We start from the raw sequence: 22,876 nt of genomic DNA, 5'->3' as shown, positions 1-22,876 counted from the left end.
CCGGTGGCCGCCAGTTCGCGTCCGCCCCCATTGATATTCGCGACTCCTGTCGTTCGGATCGGATTGATCCGCCGAATCTTTACCTGCAAACAGGCGGTTGGAATATGCAACGGAGTCGAGGGAGAAATGTACGTTGGCACAGCGAGATTCTGACGTTCACGCAAATGAAGTGCACGGCACGGCGGTAACCGGCACCGAGAGGGTTTCCGAGCCGGACGCCGACGCCGGGATCCCCCTGTCACTCCAGCAGGAACAGGTCTGGTTCCTGCATCGGCTCGCTCCGGACAGCATCGCTCACCATGCGCAGACGACGATCCGGGTCGCCGGCGCCTTCGACCTCGACCGGCTCGACCGTGTCATCACGGAGATCAGCCGGCGGCACGAGATCCTGCGCACCACGTACCCGGAGGTCGGTGGTAAACCGCGGCAGGTGGTGCACCCGCCGCAACCGGTCCGGGCCAGGCGGCTCGACGTCAGCCACACCCGCGAAGGACAGCACGAACTGCTGGACGAGATCGTGGCCCGGGAGATGCGCAGGCCGTTCGACATCGAACACCTGCCGCTGATCCGCTGGACCGTGGTGCGGCTGTCGGCGGAGGCGCACGAACTCATCGTGGTGGAGAACCACCTGCTGCGCGACCGGTGGTCCTTCTCGCGGTTGATGCGCGAGTTCGAGACGCTGTACAACGCGTTCGCCGAAGGCGTCGAGCCGCCCTTGGCCGAACCGCCCATCCAGTACCGGGACTTCGCACGCCGGCAACGCTCGGCGCTGGAGACCGCGCCCATGCAGGCGCAGCTCGCTCACTGGCAGAACCGGCTCGGTGACCTCCCGCCCCTCCTGGAGTTGCCGACAGACCACCCGAGGCCCGCGATCCAGAGCTTCCGCGGGAAGACCCTGCGGATGGACCTGCCACCTGGGCTGCCGGCCCGGCTGCGCTCATTCTGCCGATCTCACCGGGTGACGTTGTCCAGCACCCTGCTCGCGGCGTTCTACGCACTTCTGTACCGCTACACCGGGCAGCGGGACATCTGCGTCGGGTCCGCGTTCGCCGGCCGGCAGGCGCCCCTGACCGCGGACCTGCTCGGCATGGTCGCCAACACGGTGCCGTTGCGGTGCGACGTCGACGCCACGCTGGGCTTCGCCGACCTGGCCGAGAAGGTGCACGGCGTCGTGCTGGACGCGACGGCCAACGAGCTGCTGCCGTTCCCGGAGCTGGTGCGGGTGCTCAACCCCGACCGGGAGCCGGGCCGCAACCCGCTGACCGACATCCTCTTCAGCGTCGACGACTCCACGATCCCGGACCTCGACCTCGCCGGAGCGACCGGGACGATCGTCGAGCGCGGGAACGGCGGGGCGAAGACGGACCTGAACGTTGTGGTGATCCCGCGCGCGGAACGGCAGGCCGGTGACGCCGAACAGGCCGATGGCCGGATCACCATGCTGTGGGAGTACGTCGCCGACCTGTTCGACGAGGCGACCGTCCAGCGGATGGCCGACGGTTACCTGCGGCTGCTGGCTGATGCGATCGCCAGGCCGACGGCCCCGCTGTTCCAGCTTGCCGTGCTCAGCCGGCGGGATCGCGACATGGTGCTGAACGACTGGAACCCCGAACGCCATCCTCCCGCCGACGTCGGCCCGCTCGTCCATCATGCGGTCCGGGCGCAGGCTCGGAGAACACCGGCCGCTCCGGCCATTCGCGACGGCGCCCGCGAGATCGGCTACGCCGAGCTGATCCATCGCGCGGACTCGCTGGCCGGCATCCTCCGCGCACGTGGTGTCCGGCCTCGGACGGTGGTGGGTGTCTGCCTGCCACGCGGCGCGGACCTGGTGATCGCCGAGCTGGCCGTGCTCTGCGCCGGGGCCGCCTACCTGCCCCTGGACCCGGAGAACCCGCCGGCCCGCCTGGCAGGCCAGTACGCCGCCGCCGGCGCTGTTCTCATCATCACCCACAGTGCGATCGCCGACCGGCTCCCCGGTGAGCTCGCACAGCTGTCGATGGACCGCCTGCCGGACGCCCCCGATGCGGTCGCCGCCGATGTGGTCGCCGCCGATGTGGTCGCGGCCGATGTGGTCGCGGCCGATGTGGTCGCCGCCGATGTGGTCGCCGCCGATGTGGTCGACGCCCGTCCGCCGGACCCGACGACACACGACGACCTCGCCTATCTCATCGCGACCTCCGGTTCGACCGGCCAGCCGAAGATCGTCATGGTCGCCCATCGGTCGCTGTCCAACGTGGTCACCTGGCGTGCGCGCCGCTGTGACCTCGGGCGGGCCGACCGGGTCGCCCAGGTCGCCTCCCCCGGGTTCGACACCTCCGTGACGGACATCTGGCCCACCCTGGCCTCCGGCGCGACCCTGTACGTGCCGGACCAGGAGACCCGGCTCGATCCGGAGCGCCTGCGCTCGTGGCTGGTCGAGGAGGGGATCACCGTGACCGAGCTGCCGACGGCGCTGGCCGAACGCGTGCTGGCGCTGACCTGGCCGGCCAAGCCGGCCCTCCGGGTGCTGATCACCGGGGGTGACCGGCTCCGGGTCCGGCCGGCCGCCGACCTGCCGTTCCGGGTGCTCAACGAGTACGGCCCGTCGGAGGCCACGGCGACCACGACGGCGGGGGAGATCGCCCCCTCCGGAACCGCGCCCGGGCCCCCCGACATCGGGCGCCCGATCACCGGCGTCAGCGTCTACATCTTGGACGTGTGGCGGCAACCGGTACCGCCCGGGGCGACCGGTGAGCTCTGGATCGGCGGCGTCGGTGTCGCACGCGGCTACCACGGTTCGGCGGGGCTCACCGCGGACCGCTTCGTCCCCGACCCGTTCTCCGGTGTCCCCGGGGCGCGGATGTACCGTACCGGCGACCTGGCCCGGCATCTCCCGAGCGGGCAGATCGCCTTCCTCGGCCGCCGGGACCGCCAGATCAAGCTGCGTGGCTACCGGATCGAACCGGCCGAGATCGTCGAGGCACTGCGCGCACACCCCGCGGTCACTGACGCGGTGGTGCTGGCCACGACCGACGGAACGGGGGAGAAGCGTCTGGTCGCCTACCTCGAGGCGGAGGACCGGCCGGCGCTGCGGCAGCAGCTGCGTGAGCACCTCGCCAACCGCCTGCCGCGGTACATGATGCCCGCCGACTTCGTGCTGCTGGACTCGTTGCCGCTCAACCGGAACGGGAAGGTGGACGAGCGTGCCCTGCCGGCCCCCGGGCCGGCCGAGCCCGATCCCGACTTCCGGGCGCCCGGCACCGTCACGGAACGGTGGCTCGCCGAGGCCTGGTGCACGGTGCTGCGGCTGGAACGCGTCGGCCTCGACGACAACTTCTTCGACCTCGGCGGGCACTCGCTGCTGCTGGCCGAGGTGCAGCGGGAGCTGGCCGGACGGGGTCACGACCTGTCGATCGTGACGTTCTTCGAGTACCCGACGATCCAGCATTTGGCCAGGTATCTGGACGAACGCGACGTGGTCGCCGGTGCGGACGCCGGCCACTCCGACGCCGACGAGTCCGGCCGGATCGCACGGCGGAGTGCCGGGCGCGCCCGCCTGGACCGGCGCCGGGCAGCCCTGCGCCCGGCCGAGCCGGACTGATCTCGTTACCGCCGGCCCGCCTGGGGTTCTTCCGGGTGGGTGGGGGACGGGCCGGCCGCTGTCTCCGCGGCCGGCTTCTCCGCACTGTGGTGGACGACCTCGCGAAGCCGGGGGATCCTGGACAGCAGCAGCGGCAGGACGGACAGCGCGTTGAGCCCGGCGGCCAGCCAGAACACGCCCGGCAGGCCGACGTACTCGGCCAGCAGTCCGCCGCCGGCGGCGCCCAGCGGGATGACGCCCCAGGTGACGAACCGGAACACCGCGTTCATCCGCCCCAGCAGGTGCGGCGGTGTGACGGCCTGGCAGAGGCTGACCTGCAAGACGTTGAAGACGAATGCGCCGACGTACGCGACGAACATCCCCATCGCGAACGTCACGGGCCCGATGGACATCGGCAGGATCGCCGAGCCGGCGGTGAACAGGACGATCGACACCATGAAGGCGGTTCCGGTGCCGAAGCGCCGTGCGAACGGCTCCGCCACGAGCGCCCCGAGCACGCCGCCGCCGGTGCCGGCGGCGAGCGCGACACCGATCGCCACGGGGCCCATGGAGTGCACCTCGGCGGCGTAGACGACCTGCAGGGCCTGGATGACCGCGGAGCCGATCTCGGCGAGCGTGGCGCACAGCAGCAGCGGGCGCATCAGCGGGTGACCGAAGACGAAGCGCATGCCCTCGCGGATGTCCCGGCCGAGGCCGGCGTTCCCGACCGGCCGGTCCACCGGTGCGGGCCTGCGGATGCGGAGGACGTAGTACGCCGACAGCAGGTACGTGACCACGTCGGCGAGCACCGCGAGCGGGGCGGTGAGCAGCTGCACCATGAGACCGCCGACGGGCGGGCCACCGATCTGGGACACCGAGCGCGACAGCTCCAGCTTGCCGTTGGCGTCGACGAGACGGTCCTCGGCGACCAGCGAGGGCAGGATCGACAGCTGCGCGACGTCGTAGAAGAGCGTCCCCAGTCCGATCAGGAACGTGACGACGTAAAGCAGCGGCATGCTCAGCACGTCCAGTGCCAGCGCGATCGGCACGGCGAGCAGCGCCACCACCCGCAGCAGGTCGGCCCCGACCATCACCGCGCGCAGCGGCAACCGGTCCACCCAGACGCCCGCGGGGAGACCGACCAGCAGGATCGGCAGGTACTCGGCCGCCCAGAGAAGGCCGATCTCCGTGGGTGACGCGTCGAGGGCGAACAGCGCCACCAGCGGGAGGGCCAGCAGGGTGATGCCGGTGCCGGACAGGCTCACGGTCTGGGACATCCAGAGGTTGCGGAAGTCCGCCGCGCCCCACAGGCTCCGGGACAGGCTCCACCGCCGGTCGGTCGTCATCCCGGACATCGGTTCACGGTCGTATCGGGCATGGTGTCCTTTGGGGGGGTGGGAAATGCGCGACGAATAACGCCCGCGGTGTCCCGCGCAACGGCTTGGCGGCCTGAATTCGCGCATGGCGAATCATACGAAGATCGGCTGGCGGGCGAATTCAGTAGACCGAGCGGGCCGAGTATTTGTCAAGGCGCCCGACCCGGCCGATCGGCGCGTCCCGCCGGGCCATCGGAAATTTGTCTGACGTTCACCCGTTCCTTTCCTGTGATCGCGCGGACGCATGGTTACGCTGATGATCGTCGTCCCGTACGGGCCGCTCATTATTTCCTGCCCGACATCACTTCCGCCGCGCTGACGTCGCGATCGATTTCGACGGAGACCGAGCTGCATGATTATCGACGACGTTGACGACAGCGGTTTCGTCGCCGTCACGGCCATGGCGGGTCGTTTTCCGGGAGCTTCGGACGTCGAGACCTTCTGGGACAACCTCTGCGACGGCCGGGAATCGGTGTCGGTGCTGTCCGACCAGCTGCCGGCGGCGGCAGACCGGTACGTGCCGTCCTACGGACTGCTGAGCGATCCGGAGCTCTTCGACGCCGGCTACTTCGACTACTCGCCCGAGGACGCCCTGATCATGGATCCGCAGCACCGGCTGCTGCTGGAGTGCGCCCACGAGGCCCTTGAGCGGGCCGGGCACGGCGGCCCGGAACGCCTGCCGACCGGCGTGTTCGTCGGGGGATCCGTCACCGACCATGGAGCCCTGGTCCGGGCATGGGGGCACGCCCGGGGCGTCCCGTTGCCGGACACCCGGGTCCAGCAGGCGAACGACATCGACTTCCTCGCCACCCGGATCGCCTACAAGCTGGGCCTGACCGGGCCCGCCATGGCGGTGCAGACGGCCTGCTCCTCGTCGTTGGTGGCGGTCCACCTCGCCATCGGTTCGCTGCTCGCGGGTGACTGCGCGATGGCGGTCGCCGGCGGCGCCTCGGTGCCGGCCACGATCCCGACGCTGCGGCACGACCCGGACGACATCTTCGCCGACGACGGGCGGTGCCGTCCGTTCGACGCGCACGGCCGCGGCACCGTGCGGGCGAGCGCGGTGGGCCTGGTGGTGCTCCGCCCGCTCGCCGAGGCGCTGGAAGACGGTGACCACGTGCACGCGGTCATCCGCGGTACCGCGGTGAACAACGACGGCCGGCGCAAGATGGGCTTCCACGTCCCGAGCGTGGCCGGGCCGGCCGAGGCCGCCCGCACCGCTCAGCTGGTGGCCGGTGTCGGCGCCGACGAGATCGGCTACGTCGAGGCGCATGGCACCGGCAGCGCGCTCGGTGACCCGGTCGAGGTCGCCGGGTTGACCAAGGCGTTCCGCCAGAGCACGGACCGGACGGGGTACTGCCGGATCGGATCGGTCAAAGCCAACATCGGCCACGCCGACGCGGCCGCGGGCATCGTGGGACTCATCAAGACAGTGCTCTGCGTGGAGCATGGCGTGCTCCCCGCCAGCCTGAACTTCACCGAGCCGAACCGGGAGATCGACTTCGCGTCCTCCCCGTTCGTCGTCAACGACCGGACCGTCCCGTGGGAGTCCGCGGGACGGACCCGGATCGCCGCCACGAACGTGCTCGCGTTCGGCGGTACCAACGCACACGCCGTGGTGGCCGAGGCGCCCGCCGCGCTCCCGACGACCCCGGGGCGACCGGAGCACCTGCTGGTCTTCTCGGCCCGGACCCGGCCCGCGCTCCAGAACGTCGCCCGCAGGCTGGCCGACCACCTCGAACGGCACCCGGACGCCGATCTCGCCGACGTCGCATGGACTCTGCAGACGGGCCGGGCGATGCATCCCGAACGCCACTTCGTGGTCGCCGCGGACGTGCCCGAGGCGATAGCGGCCCTCCGCGGGAGCCCGCCGGCCGGGAACGGTCCGGGACACCCGGGCCGGCGGCGCACCGTGTTCCTCTTCGCCGAGCCCGGCGACGACCGCGCGGGCTCCGTCGCCGCGATCCACGGCGCTGAGCAGGTGTTCCGCGCCCACCTGGACGAGATCGCCGAAGCTGCGCACCCGCATCTCGGCCACGACTTACGCCGGGCGCTGCTCGCGGCTCCGGACCTGGAGAGCACGCCCGCGGGGCCGGCCGCACACCTCGCCGTGCAGTACGCGACGGCCAGGCTGCTGATGTCCTGGGGTCTGTACCCCGACGCCGTGGCCGGGCATGGGCGCGGCGCCCACTGCGCGGCGGCCATCGCGGCGGAGCTGAGCCCCGCCGACACCGCCCGCCTGCTCGTCACGCTCACCGGAGCCGGCGCGGATGTGGCCGACGGCGCACCGGCGCGGCCCGGCCGGCCAGTGCTCTGCGACGTCCGGGCGGCGCTGGACGGCGCACCAGGGCAGATCGTCGTGCACATCGGGGCGGAGCGACCGGCGGCGCCCGCCACCGGCGCCGCCGAGCCGGTATACGTCGACGCCCTGGACGGGCCCGGTCGGCCACCGACCGGTCTTGAGCCGGTATACGTCGACGTCCTGGACGAGCCCGGTCGGCCACCGACCGGTCTTGAGCCGGTATACGTCGACGTCCTGGACGAGCCCGGCCGGCCACCGACCGGTCTCCGGACGGCGCTCGCCGCGGCCGGCCGGCTCTGGGCGGCCGGCGCGACGGTCGACTTCGCAGCCCTGCACTCCGGCGAACGACGGCGCCGCCTGCGCCTGCCCACCTATCCGTTCGAGCGACGCCCCTACCTGGTGCCCCGCCACCCGACTTCCCCGAGCTACGGAGAGACTCCCGTGAACGACATCGAGCGAGCCATCGGATCCATGCTGGTCACCAACCTGTTCGTCGAGGTTCCCGAGTCCCGGTTGACACCTGACGACCGGCTGCGCGGTGATCTCGGACTGGACTCCCTCGGCTTCGTCGAGTTGCGGGTCCAGTGCGAGGACACGTTCGGCATCACCATCTCCGACGCCCATTTCACCCCGGAGAACTTCACCAGCATCCGCACCGTCGCCGACCTCGTTCGCACCCTGCAAGGCAGCTCCCTGACCGCCGGCGACTGAACGCCCGGCCGGCCCTTGCCCAACGCCGCCGAGAGGACACACCCATGTCAGCCACCGACGTGATCGGGCTTCCGGGGAGCGAGCCGACCCGGACCTGGTCCGATCGCGATATCCAGTTCGACCACTACGGAGGGGACCCGCTGCCTTTCGGCTGCACCGGGGCGACCGGCATCGTCCAGCACTTCGTCGAGCTGACGGGCAGCCGGGCCGGCCGCTCCTTCGACGTGCTGGACGCCAGCGGCGGGTACGGCTCGGCCTGCCTGGGCGCCGGGTCGGCGGTGATCGCCGAGGCGCTGGCGACCTCGGTCCGGGAGGCCGGCTACGTGACCGACGAGATCGCCTCCTCGGAGCGTTCACTGCTGCTGGAGCGGCTGTTCGGCGCCGGCGGGCTGTTCGCCGGCCGGTTCCCCGCGACGGACTACCGGGTCAGCGGCCGCAACTCCGGCTCGGAGGGCATGGAGCTCGCCCTGCGCCTCGTCCTCGAGTCGCGCTTCGACCAGCGCCGGTTGCGGGCCGTGCCCGGGGCCGAGCAGCGCGACCTCGTGCTCGGGTTCGAGGGGGCGTGGCACGGCTGGTCGGGCGGACTGCTCCCGCTGATCAACCGCCGCCACTACCGGGTCGGCCTGCCGGCCATCGCCCCGGAGCAGTTCGGCTTCAGCACCGACCACATCCCGTTCGGCGATACCGGGGCGGCGCGGGAGTGGTTCGCCGCCAACGGGCACCGGGTGCTGGCGGTCGTGGTCGAACCGGTCCAGGGCGACGCCGGCATCCTGGTGCCGGAGCAGGGCTACCTGCGCGAGCTGGCCGCGCTCGCCGAGCGGAGCGGCGCCCTGCTGGTGGCGGACGAGGTCCTCACCTTCGCCAAGACCGGCCGGTTCTTCGCGATGACCGACGACGAGGGGCCGATCCCCACCGACATCACCGTGATCGGCAAGAGCCTCGGCATGGGGGCGCTGTCCACCTCGATGGTCATCGCCCGCCGCAAGCTGGGCGTGCGCCCGACCGGCGCCGTGTCCACGTCCGACCTGCGCCCCCTCACGTGCGCGGTGATCCGGGCCGGAATCGAGCACATCGTCGCGGAAGGGCTGGTGGAGCGTTCCGCGGAGACGGGCGCCCTGCTGGGCCGGCTGCTGCGCGAACACGTGGTGGCGGAGTTCCCCGACCTGTACCGGGAGACTCGCGGCGCGGGCCTGCTGCACGGGATCGAGCTGACCGAGCTCGCCGCCGCCCGCATCGGCGAGCTGCGCAGCTGCATGATCCGCAACGGCGTGTACGTGGAGTTCATGTCCGGGGCCGGCCGCCGTTCGCGCGGCCTGCGCTACGTGTACCCGACGATGCGGGTGGCGCCCCCGCTCGTGGTGAGCGCCGCGGACGTCGAGACGATCGTCGCGCGGCTGGCGGCGGGGTCGCGTGCCCTGCGGAAGCTCGCGGCATGACGGCCACCCCGTCGGCGCCCCCGGACCCGCGGCTGCTGCCGGTCCACCGGCGCGTCGAGCATGCCGACACCGACGCGTCCGGCGTGATGCACTTCGCCCGGTATCCGAACCTGTTCGAGGTGGCGCTACTGGCGAACCTCGAACGGCTCGGCGTGGGCCTCGGTGTGCTCGCGCGTGAGGGGTTCGACCTCGTCATCACGGAGGCGACGACCCGGTACCGCGCCCCGGCGCGATACCCCGACGAGCTGAGCCTGAGACCCGTCGTCGGGCACCTCGGCGCCGCGCGGGCCCGCATCGACACGACGATCCAGCGGGCCGCGGACGGCGTCGAACTCGCCACCGGCTCCCTCGTCGTGGCCCTGACCGACCGCGTAACCGGTGCGCCCTGCCCGCTTTTCCCCGCCTTGCACGCCGTCCTCGAGGAGAGCCGTTCCGATGTCCACCGTTGAATCCGAAGCCGTGCCGGCCGGCGCGCCCGGCCGGGACACGCCGGCCGAGCCGGGCCGGACCATGGGCTTCACCGAAATCAAGAGCTGGCTGCGACACCGGCACCCGATGCTCTACCTCGACCGCGTGCTGGACTACGAGCCGGGCGTGCGGCTGGTCAGCAGCCTGTCGGTGTCGGCGCAGATGGACGCGATCGCGGGGCACTTCCCGGAGCGCGCGATCTTCCCGGCCAGCCACCTGAGCCAGGCGTTCGCGCAGTCCGGGATCATCCTGTTCCAGCTCAGTACCTCGCGCCTCGCCGACGACGAGCTGACGTTGATCGGTGCGATGAACTCCCGCTTCTTCCGCATCGTCGCCCCCGGTGACACGGTGACGATCACCATCGAGGCCGACCGCCTGCTGGGCGCCACGTTCTTCTTCTCCGGCCGGGCGGCCGTCGACTCCACGACGGTCGCGGCGTTCCGCGCCAGCCTCGTCCGGCGCAAGGCCGCCGACATGGGACACCAGTGGTGGTGACCGGCGCGCTGGTCACCGGCATGGCCTGGTCCACGGCACTGGGATCGGGCCTCGACCAGGTGTGGCGGGCGTTGCTGGCCGGGGCGAGCGGGGTGACGACGGTGCCGGGCGACCACCCGCTGCGCAACGACCGGGCGGCCGTCGTGGCGGACCTGCCGATGGAGCTCGACCCGGTCGTACGCCAGCGCGAACTCGGCGCCCGGACCCTGCGGGCCGCCGTGGCGGACGCCGGGCTCGACATCACCGACCCGCGGCTGCGCCTGGTGGCCGGCACCAGCTTCGGCTCACACCTGGACGTTCCGCCCGACGGGCTGGACCGGTGGGGCGACGTGCTCGCGACGACGGTGGGCATGGCCCGCCGGCCGTTGGTGGTCAGCACCGCCTGCTCGGCCGGTTCGGACGCGATACTGGCCGGAGCCGCCCTGATCGCCGAGGGCGAGGAGGAGATCTGCGTCGTCGGCGGCGTGGACGTCCTGACCCCGGCCAAGCGACTGGGGCACTCCGCGCTCGGCACCATGTCGCCCACCGCGCTGCGGGCCTTCGACGAGAGCCACGACGGCACGATCCTCGGGGAGGGCGCGGCCTTCCTCGTGCTCGAGCGCGCTCGCTCGGCGCGGGCGCGCCGGGCTCGCGTGCGGGGCCGGCTGTCCGGCACCGGCTCGGCGAACGACGCCGCCGGCCCGACGGCCCCGGACCCGAGCGGCGGCACCATCCTGCACGCGGCGAGCGCCGCGCTCGCCGCGGCCGGCCGCCGCACCGGCGAGGTCGGTGTGCTCAACGCGCACGGCTCCGGCACTCCGGTCAACGACGAGGCCGAAAGCCGCGGCTTCGCGCGCACGTTCCCGAACGGGTCGGGGCCCGTCGTGTTCGCGACCAAGGGCGCGTTCGGCCACACGCTGGGAGCCACCGGGGCGCTGGAGGCCGTCGCCGTGCTTCTGGCCCTGCGGGACAAACAGGTGCCACCCGTGCACGGGCTGAGCACGGTGATGCCGGGATTCCCGCTGCCCCTCCCCACCGGCGCCGCGCCACTGCCGTTCACCGGTGACGTCGGGCTCAGTGTCACGCTCGGGTTCGGCGGGTTCACCACCTGCCTCGCGCTGGAGGTTCCCGCGTGACGGGTCACGAAGGCCACACGCCGGTCGAGGACCTGCCGGCACTGCAGGCAGACGGGCTGGTCCCGCTGGCCGCGGCCCGGCTCGCCCGGCTCGCGACGGCGCCGCCGCCCCGGCGTATCCCCTCCTTGTACGCCGACCCGGCTTCGTGGGCGCTCCTCGAGGCCGTCGACGAACTGTGGGCCGGGTGCCCGGAGGCGGCACAGGCGGCCGAGACCACGGCGATGGTCCTGGTCAGCGCGTACGGCACGGCGGAGACGATGTCGGGGATCGCCCGCGCGGTCCCAGGCGGGCGTCTCTCGCCGATGCGGTTCGCCGGTGCGAGCCCCGGTGGACCGATCAGTCTCGTCTGCATGGTGCACGGCCTGCGAGGACCCACCCTCGTGATCACCACCGATCCGGCGGAAGGGATGCCCGCGGCCCGGACGATGGCCCGGCACTGGCTGCGGACCGGCGCGGCGAGCCAGGTCGTGGTCGCCGTCCACCACCACGATCCGCTGCGGGGGCACGAGGTGTGGTGCGTCATGGCCGGGCCCGCACCGGCCCTGCGTCCGTCCGGAGCACCGCGGTGAGCGCGAGCGCCCCGGGCGTCCCGGAGCGCGCCGCCGTGCTGGCCTTCCTGGCCGCGTCCGTGGACGCCGGACAGGGGCCCGGCAGCGCGTCCGGCAGCGCGTCCGGCAGCGCGTCCGGCAGCGTGTCCGGCAGCGTGTCCGGCGATGGGCCCGGCGGGCCCGGCGGGTCCGACGAGCCCGGGGCCGTCGTCGACGCGATCGCCGGCCTGGACCTGCCGCCCGGCTCCCCGCTGCTGATCGCGATGCCGAACGGCAGGATCGCCCTCGCCGCGTTCTTCGGGGCGCTGCTCGCCGGGGCGGTCCCGGTGCTGCTCCCTCCGATGGCGGGAGCAGCGCGCATCGCCGAGATCCGCCGGCATCTGGGCGGCGCGGCACTGATCGCGCCCCGGATCGACCCGGCGCGGTACGGGGCGGTGGCGGTGCACCCGCTCGGCGGCCGGTGTGAGGCGGCGCTGCTGGAGAGCGGGGCGCGCCGGCAGTACCGGCCGGGCGAGGTCGTGCTGATGACCTCGGGCACCTCCGGGATCGCCAGCGGCTGCCTGCACGGCTTCGACGCGTTGCTGCGCAACGCCGGCCGCCACGCCACCGCCATCGGCCAGCGCCCGGACGACACGGTCCTGGTGTCCCTGCCCCTGTACTACTCCTACGGCCTGGTCGCGCAGGCGCTGGCCGCGTTCGTACGGGGCTCGCGGCTGGTCGTCTCCGGACCGCCGTTCACCCCCCGGTCCTTCGCCGAGACCATCCGCGCCCACGAGGTCACGGTGTCCTCGCTGACGCCCAGCGCGGCGGTCCGGCTGGCCACGGAACCGCCTGCCGGGCCCGCCCTGCGCGTGCTCACCGTCGGCGGCGACGAGCTGGCCCCGAGGCACGTCGGCGCCCTGCTGGCCCACGGCGTGCAGGAGGAGCTCTACCTCACCTACGGCCTCACCGAGGCCGGCCCGCGGGTGACCACGCTCGCCGCGCACCGCGAGCCCGAGCACCGCTGGGGCTCGGTCGGCCGCCCGCTGCCCGGGGTGCGGACGTACCTGCGCGACGCCGCGGGCGACGGGCCCGGTGCGGAGCTCGTCGTCGAATCCGACACGGTGCTGCGCCGGCGGCTCCCCGGGGGCGCCCCGACCGCCGCGAACACCATCAACACCGGCGACCGCTTCGACATCGACGCCGACGGCTACCACTACTTCCGCGGCCGGTCCGGCGAGTCGGTCGTCGTCGGCGGGGAGAAGATCTGGCTGCCCTCGGTACGGCGGATCGTCGCCGGGGTGCCCGGCGTCCGGCGCGCCACCACCACCGTCTACCGGGACGAACGTCACGAGCTGCGCTACGGGCTGGACGTCGCGGTGGACGACCCGGGGCCGCGGCAGGCGGCCGAGATCGAGCACGCGCTCAACCGCGTCCTGCTGCGCGCTGAGCGACCGCACCGGATCACGTTGGTCCAGGCGACGACTGAGGAGTGGCGTAAATGAGTCCCGATTCCGGCACCACGGTCCCGGTGCTGCGCGCGGTCGCCGAGCACGTGCGGCGGACGCCGGACGCCGCAGCGGTCCGCTCGGCCCGCGAGGCCCTCGACTACCGCACCCTGTGGGAGCGGTCCGCGCAGGTCGCGGCGCGGCTCGCGCAGCTCGGCGCCGCTCCCGGCACGGCCGTCGGCGTGCACCTGGAACGGTCGGCGGACCTGGTCGTGGCGCTGGTCGGGCTGCTGCGCTCCGGCTGCACCGCGGTGCCGCTGGACGTCGGATACCCGGCCGAGCGGCTGCGGTTCATGTGCGCCGACGCCGGCGTGGAGCTGGCCGTCGGCCATCAGGGCCCCCTCTCCCGGCTGGGCGGCTTCAGCGTCGTCGCGACCGACGGGGAGGTCTGCTACGCCTCCGCCGGTCCGTCCCGGCCGGTGCCGGACCCCGCTCCGGCGTTCGAGGCTCCCGAGGTGGCCGGCGACGACATCGCCTACATCGTCTACACCTCCGGGTCCACCGGCCGTCCGAAGGGCGTGCGCTACGCCCACCGCAACCTCGCCAACCTCGTGGCCTGGCAGGCGGGCGCCAGCGGGTGCGGGCCGGGCGACCGGACGCTGCAGTTCGCCCCCGCGTCGTTCGACGTGACCTACCAGGAGGTGCTCACTGCTCTCGGGGAGGGTGGCACCGTGGTCTGCTGCGACGAGGACGAGCGGCTGGACCCGCAGTTGCTCTGGGACATCATCGAACGCGAACGGGTCAACCGGCTCTTCATCCCGTTCGTGATGATCCAGTCGCTCGCCCTGTTCGCCGACGAGGCGACCCCGCAGCGGCACCCGCTGCGCGAGATCCTCACGTCGGGGGAGCAGGTGCAGTGCACGGCGGCGATTCGGGCGATGTTCACCCGGCTGCCGGACTGCCGGCTGGTGAACCAGTGGGGCACGACCGAGACCCACGTGGCCACCTGGTACGAGCTGCCCGCGGACGTGACCACCTGGGTCGACCTGCCCTCGATCGGCAGGCCGATCACCGGCACCGGCGTCCGGGTCTGCGATCCGGACGGCAGGCCGGTGCCGGACGGCGAGGTGGGCGAGCTGTGGATCACCGGTGCGGCCGTCGGGCCCGGATACCTCGGCCTGCCCGAGCGCACGGCGCGCAGCTACCGCACCGACCCGCTGGACCCGGCGGTGCCGGCCTACCGCAGCGGCGACCTCGGCCGGGTCACCCCGGACGGTCTCCTCGAGTTCCTCGGCCGGGAGGACACCCAGGTCAAGGTGCGGGGATTCCGGATCGAGCTGGGAGAGATCGAGAGCGTGCTGGCCGCCGACCCGTCCGTCGCGCAGGCGGTGGTGGTGGTCGCGGGCTCCGCGGCCGAGGACCGGAACCTCCGTGCGTTCCTCGTGCCGAAGGCGGCTCCGGAGGACGCCTCGGCCTGGACGGCGGGCCTGCTCGCGGGCCTGCGCGACCGGCTGCCCGCCTACATGGTGCCGGTCCGGGCAGACGTCGTCGGGTCGTTGCCGCGCACCCCCAGCGGGAAGGTCGACCGGCTCGCCCTGGCCACCGAGGGAGCAGCATGATCGAGAAGATCACCGTGGCGGCGCCGGACCACATCCCGGCGCTGGACCGGTCGGCGGGGCCGCCGCCGCTGTCGGGTGCCCAGCGGGCGCTGTACCTGGTCGAACTGCTCCACCCGGGTACGCCGATGTACAACATCACGGTGGCGGTCCGCCTGGAGGGCCCGCTCGACGTTCCGCGGCTCCGCGGCGCCATCACGCGCGTCGTCGCGCGGCACGAGGCGTTGCGCACGACCTTCGTACGCGGCACCGCGCCGCCGTTCGAGCCCGTCCAGCGGATCGGCGCCCCGGACACGGAGGCGCCCGTCGCCGGCCTGCCGGTCGTCGATCTGGACGTCGACGGGACCGAGGACGTGGACGCCGCGGCGCTCCGCGTGGCCCAGTCGTGGGCCGACGAGCCGTTCGACCTGGAGCGCGGACCGCTGCTGCGCACGCGGTTGCTCGTGGCAGGGCCCGAGCACCACCTGCTCGTCGTCACGATGCACCAGCTGATCTCGGATGGCCCGTCGCTGCAGGTGTTCTTCGGCGAGCTGGGGGAGGAGTACGCCGGTGGGCCCGAGCGCGCCGCGCCGGCCCTGCAGTTCGCCGACTACGCGGCCTGGCAGCGGGCCCGCCCCGTCGACGCCGAACAACTCGGCTGGTGGCGAGACCGCCTCGCCGGGGTACCGACGGTGCTGCGGCTGCCGACCGACCGGCCCCGTCCGGCGGTCGCCGGCCCGCGCGGGGGCAATCACCGGCACACGCTGCGCGCGGCGGTGATGGGACCGGCGTTGCGGCTGGCGCAGGACCTGCGGGTGACACCGTTCGTGCTGGTGCTGACCGCCTACGCCACCTTCCTCTCCCAGCTCGCCGGCGCCCGGGACGTGCTGGTGGGCGTCCCGGTGAGTGCCCGCGACCGCGCCGAGCTGGAGAGCGTGATCGGGTTCTTCGCCACGACGCTGCCGGTGCTCGTCGAGGCCCACCGCGACCGGAGCTTCGCCGACCTGTGCCGGTCCGTCCAGTCGGAGCTGCTGGACGTCCTGACCTACCGCGACGTCACCATGGAGCAGCTCGCGCAGGAGCTCGCGCCGGACCGCGACCCCGGGCACGCCCCGCTGGTCCAGGCGTTCTTCTCCTTCGAGCAGGAGCCGATCGTGAGCCCACGCCTGGCGGGGCTGCGCGCCACGGCCATCGACCTCCCGCCGACCGGGGCGAAGGTCGACTTCGACATGGTGGTCTTCCGCTCGGCCGGGGGCGGGGACGACTTCGACCTGACGCTCACCTACCGGGTCGACCTGTTCGAGGCCGACACCGTGGCCCGGATGGCCGCGCACTTCGAGCGGCTGCTGGTCGCGGCCGTCGCGGAGCCGGCGGCCCCGATCCGGTCCCTGCCCAGCCCAGACGGGGTCGTCGTCCCCCGGCCCCCGGGCCCGGCGCCGGCGGCGGCGCCCCGCCCCCTTCTCACGACGTCGGCCCGCGCCGGCTTGGAGCAGAACCTCATCCAGATCTGGCGGGAGGTGCTGGGCCGCGACGACATCGGGCTCGACGACAACTTCTTCGACCTCGGAGGCACGTCCTTCACCCTCGCCGCCGTACACACCCTGATCGGTGCTCGCACCGGAGAGGAGACGTCGCTGGTGTCACTGCTGGAGTTCCCGACGATCGCCACGCTTGCGCGGCACCTGGCCGGCGACCCCGGAACGGGACCTGCGGCAGCCGAGCCGCCCGACCGGGCGCGTGCGGCCCGGCTGCGCGACCGCCGGAACCGGTTGCAACACCTTCGGTCCGGGCGGGGGACCGCCGAATGAGCGAGTACTCCGAGAGGGCCAGGAGCTCCACCGCCGGGGACGGGTCCGACGGCGTCCGCATCGGAACCGCCGGCGTCGTCGCCGCGATCTGGTGCGAGCTCTTCGAGGTGCCGCGAGTCGACCCCCATGACGACTTCTTCGCCCTGGGCGGGCATTCGATGCTCGCGGTCCGGATGGCGTCCCGACTGCGGACCGAGCTCGGGTTACGGGTGCCGGTGCGCACGATCCTGGAGAACCCGACGCTGGACGGCCTCTCCCAGCTGCTGGCCGAGGCCGTCGACTCCGCCACCGATCCGGCCGGCGACCGAACCCGCCCGTAGCCGCCCGGGGTGTCGCTGCCGGGCATCTCGGAACGCCCGAACCAGAAGAGGGAACAAGGCCGACACTATGATCAGCGGTGCCCGAACACCGCGGGACGCCCGGAAGTGAAACATCCTGCTCCGCCTTCCGGCTGCCGGACCACAGAAAATGAGTGCCCATGCTGACAGAGTTCCTGCGCGACCTGTGCTTCACCACGGCCTGGTTCGGGCTGATGGCCTTCGTGTGGTTCGGATGGTCGCAGGAGGACCCGCCCCGGAGCTGGCGGATCTCGCTGGGCGTGGGGTCGGCCCTGGGGGTCGGGCTCGCCGTGGCCTTCGGGGTGCTGACCGTCGCGAACTGGGACCAGCCGAGCGCGTTGGAGGGAAAGTACGCATGGTTCGGCCTCCTGGTCGCGGCCGAGGTCCTCGCCGCGGGAGCCGGGTGCCTCGTCCTGGCCAGGCGCGGGGCGCCCCGGTGGATGGCGTGGTGGGTCGCGATCGTCGTGGCGGCGCATTTCCTGCCCCTGGCGCTGCTGCTGAACGACATCGGGGTGGCCGTCGTCGGCGTCGTCCAGCTGGTCGTCCTCGGTGTGGTGGCGCGGCGCCTGCGCGGCACCACCACACCGAGCAGCCGGTTGGCCGGACCGGCGATGGGCGTGACTCTGCTGCTGAGCGCAGCGATCAGTGCGGTGATCGCGGCCCCCGGGCTGTGAGGTGACCCTGGCCGGAGCCGCACCGTTCCCCCGAGCGTGGGAGCGGTGAAGGCGTCCGGCACCCACGGCCATCGCGGTGGTCCGCGTGCGCGGTGTGCTGCCCGCCACCTGGACGATCTGGTCGAGTGCGGAGCCGCCCGGCGGGTGGAGCGTGCCGGGGCGGCGGTCAGGCGGGCGTGTCCCGCGGGTCGTCGCCGAGGTCGAGGGCGAATCCGCCGGTGGCCGGCTCGGCCAGGAACGGCACGGGGTCCACGAGCTGCTCGATGTGGGCGGCCCCGGGCGACGGCCGGTCGGCCGGCCAGTGACAGCAGCCGGGTGACCAGGCGCGAGTCCAGGCACAGCCCGGTGCGGGCCGAGGCGACGCCGAGGGTGGCGGGCAGGGTGTACTGGTCGGAGAACGGGAAGCGGTGCACGGTGCGCTCGCCGTACGGCTCCGGAGAGCGCACCGTCCACGAGCCTTCGAGCTGTCCCAGGCCGTCCAGCGCCTCACCAGCGTCCTCGACCTGGCCGTCGCCGGCGACGACGAGCCCGTCCCCACCTTGGAACGGCAGTGGGTGCGCGACGCGCTCGCCGACCCCGATCCGCTCGGACAGCTGCGCCGCCCGCCGCCGCCCGCCGCCCGCCGTCCGCCGCCGCCGGTCAGGCCGACGTCAGGTAGCGGGTGAACATCGCGACGAGCTCGTCCTCCAGGCGCTTCAGGTCCACGGGCTCGCGTTCGGCCACGACCTGGTGCACGACCAGCTCGATCGTGGCGTTGATGATCCGGGCGGCCGTCTCCACGTCGGACACCCGCACCTCGGGGTAGCGGCGCAGCAGGTCGCGGGTGTAGGCGTTGCGCCGGTCCTTGTCCTGGTAGACGCGTTGCAGCAGCTCCGGGGAGCGCGGTGCCTGCTCGACCATGACGCGCAGCAGCCGCGGGTCCTCCAGGTGGTTGGCGATGGCGGCCTGCACGAAGACGCGCATGAGGCCCTCCGCCGTGCCCGGCAGCTCCCCGGACTGGCGGCGGGCGGCCTCGGCGGCGCCGCTGTCGAGGTGGGCGAGCATCAGCTCCAGCAGGATGGCGTCCTTGTTCGGATAGTACTGATACAGCGATCCGATCGACACGCGCGCCCGCTCGGCGATGCGGTTGGTGGTGCCGGCGGCGTAGCCGTACTCCGCGAAAACCTGAGCAGCCGCCTCCAAGATGCGCCGGCGGGTGAGCTCGGCGCGGAACTGCCGCGGCTGTTTGCGCGGGTGGAGCCGTGGGTCCCTCGACACCGCTGACCTCCCGGGGAAGAACGCAAAAGCGAGTAGCGCAAGAACTGAATAATTGCTCATAATGGTGCCATGACCAGGCAAAACGCGCCAGTCGCCGAGCGGCGGCCGCGCCGGGTGTCCATGGAACAGGTCCGCGAACGGCTCGGCGAGCCCGACGCGATGATCAAGAGTAAGATCCAGGACCACATCGGCGAGCACACCCGCCGATTCATCGCGCACTCCCCCTTCCTGACGATGGCGACCGCCGACGCGTCCGGCCGCGCCGACTGCTCGCCGCGCGGCGACTACCCCGGTTTCGTGAAGGTCCTCGACGAGCACCTGCTCGCCATCCCCGACCGGCCCGGCAACAGGATCGCCGACTCCTTCCGCAACCTCGCCGAGAACGACGGGATCGGGCTGCTGTTCTTCGTCCCCGGCTCGCGGGAGACGCTGCGCGTCAACGGCCGCGCGTACGCCACCGACGAGCCCGACGTGCTGGCCCGCATGCAGACCGAGGCCAGGACGCCGGAGCTGGCCATCGCGGTGGACGTCGAGGAGGTCTACTTCCACTGCGGCCGGGCGCTCATCCGCTCCCGCCTGTGGGACCCGGCCGGCCAGGCGCTCGCCGGCGAGCTGCCGACGCTCGGCGAGATGGCGGTCGCGCAGTTCGGGCTCGACGTCGATCCGCGGCTCCTCGAGGCTCGCCTCGAAGAGGGCTACCGCAAGCTGTACTGACCGGGACGGAGGCAGACCATGCAGCTCACCATCCTCGACCGCATCGACCGTCCCGCCGAGGACGTCGTCGCCCTCATCCTGCGCGGCGCGCACGGCCCGCTGGCCCCCTGGGAGCCGGGCGCGCACGTGGACCTCGCCCTGCCCAACTGGCTGACCAGACAGTACTCCCTGTGCGGAGACCCGCGGGACCGCGAACGCTACCGGATCGCGGTGCGCCACGAACGGCTCAGCCGGGGCGGCTCCGACTACGTTCACCGCTATCTCCGCGAGGGCCGCACGCTGGAGGTGTCGCTGCCCCGCAACACCTTCCGGCTCGTCCCCGCCCCCTCCTACCTTTTCCTCGCGGGCGGGATCGGCATCACCGCCATCGTGCCGATGCTGCGGGCCGCCGCCGGCGCGGGCGTCCCCTGCTCGCTGGTGTACGCGGGGCGCACGTACGCGTCCATGCCCTTCGCCGGTGAGCTGCGCGCCGCCTACGGCGACCGGGTGACGATCGTGGCCACGGGGCACGACGGCCGCCCCGACCTCGCCGCGCTGGCCGCCGGCCTGGCGCCGGAGACCGTCGTGTACTGCTGCGGCCCCGCCTCCCTGCTGGCCGACTGCGAGGCCGTCTTCCCGGCGGAGCGGCTGCACGTCGAGCGGTTCCGCCCGCAGCCCAGGACGTTCGGGCCGGACACCGCGTTCGACGTCGCGTGCGCCCGGTCGGGGCGGACGGTACCGGTGCCCGCGGACGAGTCGCTGCTGGACGCGCTGAATCACGCCGGGCTGCCCGTGCCGGCCGGATGCCGGGAGGGCGTCTGCGGCAGTTGCGAGGTGACCGTCCTGGAGGGCGAGCCCGAGCACCGCGACGACGTGGGCGCCGCGCCGGGCCGCATGTACGCGTGCGTGTCCCGCTCGCGCTCCCCCCGCCTCGTCCTGGACCTGTGAATCCACCATGAAAAAGTGTTTCAGGCGCTGCCGAAGGTACGCGGCCGGCGGTTCCGGATCGGCACGGCGCGCTGCTCGGGCACCACGGTGCGCATGCGCACGTCCGAAGGCCGGGTCGGTGACATGCCCGAGCCTTACTGCCACTGCTCGTCCTCACGGTCCTCGTCGGGGATCGGCCCGAGGAGCGCCCACCCCGGCTTCAGCGCCCGGCTGCTCCGGAACCCGCGTTCCTTCGCGTACGCCGCCACGTCCGTGCCGTCGGTCACGTGCATGATCGTGTAGCGCGGCGGGTCGTCCCCGTAGAAGCGGAAGAACGTGCGCCCGTCGTCTTTCGCCTGGCGCACGATCACGTCGGCGCCCGGCAGAGCCTCGTACGCCGCCTTGTCCTCCGGAGTCGTCGGCTTGCAGGCTTCAGCCTCTCCGGCCTCGCGCACGCAGATCAGCGCCTGGCTCCAGCCGATCCGTCCGGCCCGCGGGTGGGCGGCCGCCAGCTCCCGCATCCGGGCGCCGGCCTTGGCGAAGGCCGCCTGCCGGCGATCGAATTCCGTCTCCAGCCGGTCGAACCGCCGGTCGTCGAAGCCGCTGCCGACATGCGCCTCCGTCGACAGGACGACGGCGACCCGGAAGGCCAGGAAGAGCGTCGCCACGACGATCAGCGTGACGATCAGGACCCGGCCCGGCGAGCGCGGCCCGCCGCGCCGCTGTGACCCGGCCGCGTCAGAAGGAATCACTGCGGGGGCGGCCGGTTCAGCGGTGCAGGGAGCGGAGGGTGTCGGCGGTGAAGTCGTCGAGCGGGTAGAAGAGCTCGATCGCCAGCTCCGACAGCGTCACGTCGGCCGGGGCGCCGAAGGTGGCCATGGTGCTGAACATCGCCAGCTCGCCGAACGGAGTGCGCATCCGCAACGGCACCTGGATCGGGCTCGGGCGGTGTCGCGAGGCTGCGTCGCCGGGGGTGTCCCCGTCCGGGGGCAGGGGATAGGCGGACACCTCCTCGTACAGTGCCTGGAGGTCGGCGTCGCCGGTGGCGTCGGCCTGGCGCGAGAGCCGTTCGAGGAAGAGCGCCCGCACCTCCCCGAGGTTGGCCAGCCGCGCGGCCAGGCCCTCGGGGTGCAGGGCCAGCCGGAACACGTTCGGCCGCGGCTGCAGCAGGTGCGGCGGGATGCCGTCCATGAGCACGCCCATGGCGCGGTTGCCCAGCAGCACGTTCCACAGGCGGTCGACCACGACGGCGGGGTACGGCTCGTGCGCGGTCAGCATGGTCTCCAGCGCCGCGCGGATGGAGGCCATGTAGCGGTCGTCGAGGCTGCTCTCCTGGTAGGCCGGGGCGTAGTCGGCGGCCAGCAGCAGGGTGTTGCGCTCGCGCAGGGGCACGTCGAGCGCGGCCGACAGGCGCAGCAGCATGGCCCGGCTCGGGCGGGCGCGGCCGTTCTCCATGTAGGACAGGTGCCGCGCGGAGGTGCCGGCCAGGTTGGCCAGGGCGAGCTGGCTGAGCCTGCGACGCTGCCGCCACTGCCGCAGCAGCGCCCCCACCCGGGACGGTTGTTCCATGCCGAGGAGGATAGGGCACCGCCAGGTGGGCGCGGTCATGACCTCCGAGGTTATTGATCTCGTGACCGCCGCGGTGACAGGGTCGTATCCGGTCAGGGACCATTCCGGATGAAGGAGATCCATATGAGCACGCCGACCGGGACCGCCCGGCGCCCGCAGAGCGACGCGGCCGCCCCGCTGCGCACCGTCCTGCGGATCGACGGGTGGAGCACCGCCGTCTTCGGGGTGGTCATGCTCGCCGCCGCCAGGCCGCTCAGCGGCCCGCTCGGCCTGCCGACCGCGTGGTCCATCCCGTTCGGCGTGGCCATGCTGGGCGGGGCCGCCGCGCTCGGCCTCATCGCCGGCTATCCGCGGATCCCCGCGCGGTACGTGGCGCTCGTCGTCGCCGGCAACGCGCTGTCGTGTGTGGCGCTGGTGGTCCTGGCGTTCGCGGGCGTGATTCCGCTGACCGGTCTGGGGGTGGCTTTCCTGCTGGTCGGGGCGCTGGTGGTGGCCGTCTATGCCGGGCTGGAGCTCAGGGGGCTGCGGCGGCTGGTACGCCACGGCGCGGCGGCCTGAGCGCCGGTCGAGGAGCGGGC

20 protein-coding genes are annotated in these 22,876 nt (G+C 73.0%); 16 read left to right on the top strand and 4 right to left on the bottom strand.

The genetic code is table 11. The features are described from left to right. Positions 1-97 precede the first annotated feature (97 nt). Entirely contained in the window at positions 98-3,580 is a 3,483-nt protein-coding gene (locus tag IO39_RS16775; protein ID WP_084772964.1) for a non-ribosomal peptide synthetase, read from the top strand. A gap of 5 nt (positions 3,581-3,585) precedes the next feature. On the opposite strand, the gene IO39_RS16770 is transcribed toward IO39_RS16775, so the two are convergent. Beyond that, a complete protein-coding gene (locus IO39_RS16770; protein WP_052422986.1) occupies positions 3,586-4,914 on the bottom strand; it encodes an MFS transporter in 1,329 nt (442 codons plus the stop codon). A 373-nt stretch (positions 4,915-5,287) separates the two neighbouring features. Here IO39_RS16770 and amcB point away from each other — a divergent pair, with 373 nt between their 5' ends. The 12 genes from amcB (at position 5,288) to IO39_RS57740 (ending at position 18,517) form a co-directional block, all read left to right on the top strand. Next, complete coding sequence (gene amcB / locus IO39_RS16765) at positions 5,288-7,948, top strand: cispentacin biosynthesis acyl carrier protein AmcB (RefSeq protein WP_052422985.1); 2,661 nt, start codon at positions 5,288-5,290, stop codon at positions 7,946-7,948. A 44-nt stretch (positions 7,949-7,992) separates the two neighbouring features. Next, on the top strand, positions 7,993-9,384 hold the full coding sequence (gene amcC, locus IO39_RS16760) for an amipurimycin biosynthesis protein AmcC (RefSeq protein WP_043623047.1): 1,392 nt from the start codon (positions 7,993-7,995) through the stop codon (positions 9,382-9,384). Further along, positions 9,381-9,833 carry an acyl-CoA thioesterase gene (locus IO39_RS16755; protein WP_043623044.1) on the top strand — a complete coding sequence of 151 codons (453 nt, stop codon included), beginning with the start codon at positions 9,381-9,383 and terminating at the stop codon, positions 9,831-9,833. Before amcC ends, IO39_RS16755 begins: the two co-directional genes overlap by 4 nt. After that, complete coding sequence (gene amcE / locus IO39_RS16750) at positions 9,820-10,347, top strand: cispentacin biosynthesis cyclizing decarboxylase AmcE (RefSeq protein ID WP_211267043.1); 528 nt, start codon at positions 9,820-9,822, stop codon at positions 10,345-10,347. The genes IO39_RS16755 and amcE overlap by 14 nt, the downstream gene beginning before the upstream one ends. Next, a complete protein-coding gene (gene amcF, locus IO39_RS16745) occupies positions 10,344-11,462 on the top strand; it encodes a cispentacin biosynthesis acyltransferase subunit AmcF (RefSeq protein WP_211267042.1) in 1,119 nt (372 codons plus the stop codon). Before amcE ends, amcF begins: the two co-directional genes overlap by 4 nt. Beyond that, complete coding sequence (gene amcG, locus IO39_RS16740; protein ID WP_052422984.1) at positions 11,459-12,031, top strand: cispentacin moiety biosynthesis protein AmcG; 573 nt, start codon at positions 11,459-11,461, stop codon at positions 12,029-12,031. The genes amcF and amcG overlap by 4 nt, the downstream gene beginning before the upstream one ends. Then, positions 12,028-13,494: an adenylate-forming 2-oxoglutaryl-ACP ligase AmcH gene (gene amcH / locus IO39_RS16735; RefSeq protein ID WP_052422983.1), complete on the top strand. Its 1,467-nt coding sequence runs from the start codon at positions 12,028-12,030 to the stop codon at positions 13,492-13,494. Before amcG ends, amcH begins: the two co-directional genes overlap by 4 nt. Then, positions 13,491-15,056 carry an amino acid adenylation domain-containing protein gene (locus tag IO39_RS16730; protein ID WP_052422982.1) on the top strand — a complete coding sequence of 522 codons (1,566 nt, stop codon included), beginning with the start codon at positions 13,491-13,493 and terminating at the stop codon, positions 15,054-15,056. Before amcH ends, IO39_RS16730 begins: the two co-directional genes overlap by 4 nt. Further along, positions 15,053-16,840, top strand: coding sequence for a condensation domain-containing protein (locus IO39_RS16725; RefSeq protein ID WP_043623040.1), 1,788 nt, complete (start codon positions 15,053-15,055; stop codon positions 16,838-16,840). The genes IO39_RS16730 and IO39_RS16725 overlap by 4 nt, the downstream gene beginning before the upstream one ends. Further along, on the top strand, positions 16,837-17,160 hold the full coding sequence (locus IO39_RS16720; RefSeq protein ID WP_043623037.1) for a phosphopantetheine-binding protein: 324 nt from the start codon (positions 16,837-16,839) through the stop codon (positions 17,158-17,160). Before IO39_RS16725 ends, IO39_RS16720 begins: the two co-directional genes overlap by 4 nt. A 158-nt stretch (positions 17,161-17,318) precedes the next feature. Then, positions 17,319-17,852, top strand: a complete 534-nt coding sequence (locus tag IO39_RS16715; RefSeq protein WP_043623034.1) for a hypothetical protein — start codon at positions 17,319-17,321, stop codon at positions 17,850-17,852. Positions 17,853-18,259: 407 nt separating this feature from the next. Next, entirely contained in the window at positions 18,260-18,517 is a 258-nt protein-coding gene (locus IO39_RS57740; protein WP_245642009.1) for a hypothetical protein, read from the top strand. Here the strand turns inward: IO39_RS57740 and IO39_RS16705 are convergent. Beyond that, on the bottom strand, positions 18,492-19,109 hold the full coding sequence (locus IO39_RS16705; protein ID WP_043623030.1) for a TetR/AcrR family transcriptional regulator: 618 nt from the start codon (positions 19,107-19,109) through the stop codon (positions 18,492-18,494). The genes IO39_RS57740 and IO39_RS16705 overlap by 26 nt on opposite strands. 69 nt (positions 19,110-19,178) lie before the next feature. On the opposite strand from IO39_RS16705, the gene IO39_RS16700 reads away from it, so the two are divergent. Then, a complete protein-coding gene (locus IO39_RS16700) occupies positions 19,179-19,823 on the top strand; it encodes an MSMEG_1061 family FMN-dependent PPOX-type flavoprotein (protein ID WP_043623027.1) in 645 nt (214 codons plus the stop codon). An 18-nt stretch (positions 19,824-19,841) separates the two neighbouring features. After that, the gene (locus IO39_RS16695; protein WP_043623024.1) at positions 19,842-20,750 is read left to right on the top strand and encodes a PDR/VanB family oxidoreductase; all 909 of its coding nucleotides are present in this window, start codon (positions 19,842-19,844) and stop codon (positions 20,748-20,750) included. A gap of 134 nt (positions 20,751-20,884) precedes the next feature. On the opposite strand, the gene IO39_RS16690 is transcribed toward IO39_RS16695, so the two are convergent. Together IO39_RS16690 and IO39_RS16685 are read right to left on the bottom strand one after the other, a co-directional pair. Beyond that, positions 20,885-21,481 carry a hypothetical protein gene (locus IO39_RS16690; RefSeq protein WP_043623021.1) on the bottom strand — a complete coding sequence of 199 codons (597 nt, stop codon included), beginning with the start codon at positions 21,479-21,481 and terminating at the stop codon, positions 20,885-20,887. A 16-nt stretch (positions 21,482-21,497) separates the two neighbouring features. Further along, positions 21,498-22,298 carry an MmyB family transcriptional regulator gene (locus IO39_RS16685; protein ID WP_043623018.1) on the bottom strand — a complete coding sequence of 267 codons (801 nt, stop codon included), beginning with the start codon at positions 22,296-22,298 and terminating at the stop codon, positions 21,498-21,500. Between the two features lie 123 nt (positions 22,299-22,421). Between IO39_RS16685 and IO39_RS16680 the strand changes: the two genes are divergently transcribed. Continuing rightward, on the top strand, positions 22,422-22,856 hold the full coding sequence (locus IO39_RS16680; protein ID WP_043623015.1) for a hypothetical protein: 435 nt from the start codon (positions 22,422-22,424) through the stop codon (positions 22,854-22,856). Positions 22,857-22,876: the final 20 nt, after the last annotated feature.

The sequence above is a fragment of the Nonomuraea candida genome (genome assembly GCF_000725485.1).
Taxonomy (GTDB): domain Bacteria; phylum Actinomycetota; class Actinomycetes; order Streptosporangiales; family Streptosporangiaceae; genus Nonomuraea; species Nonomuraea candida.
This window is presented reverse-complemented; position numbering and strand designations above follow the sequence as displayed.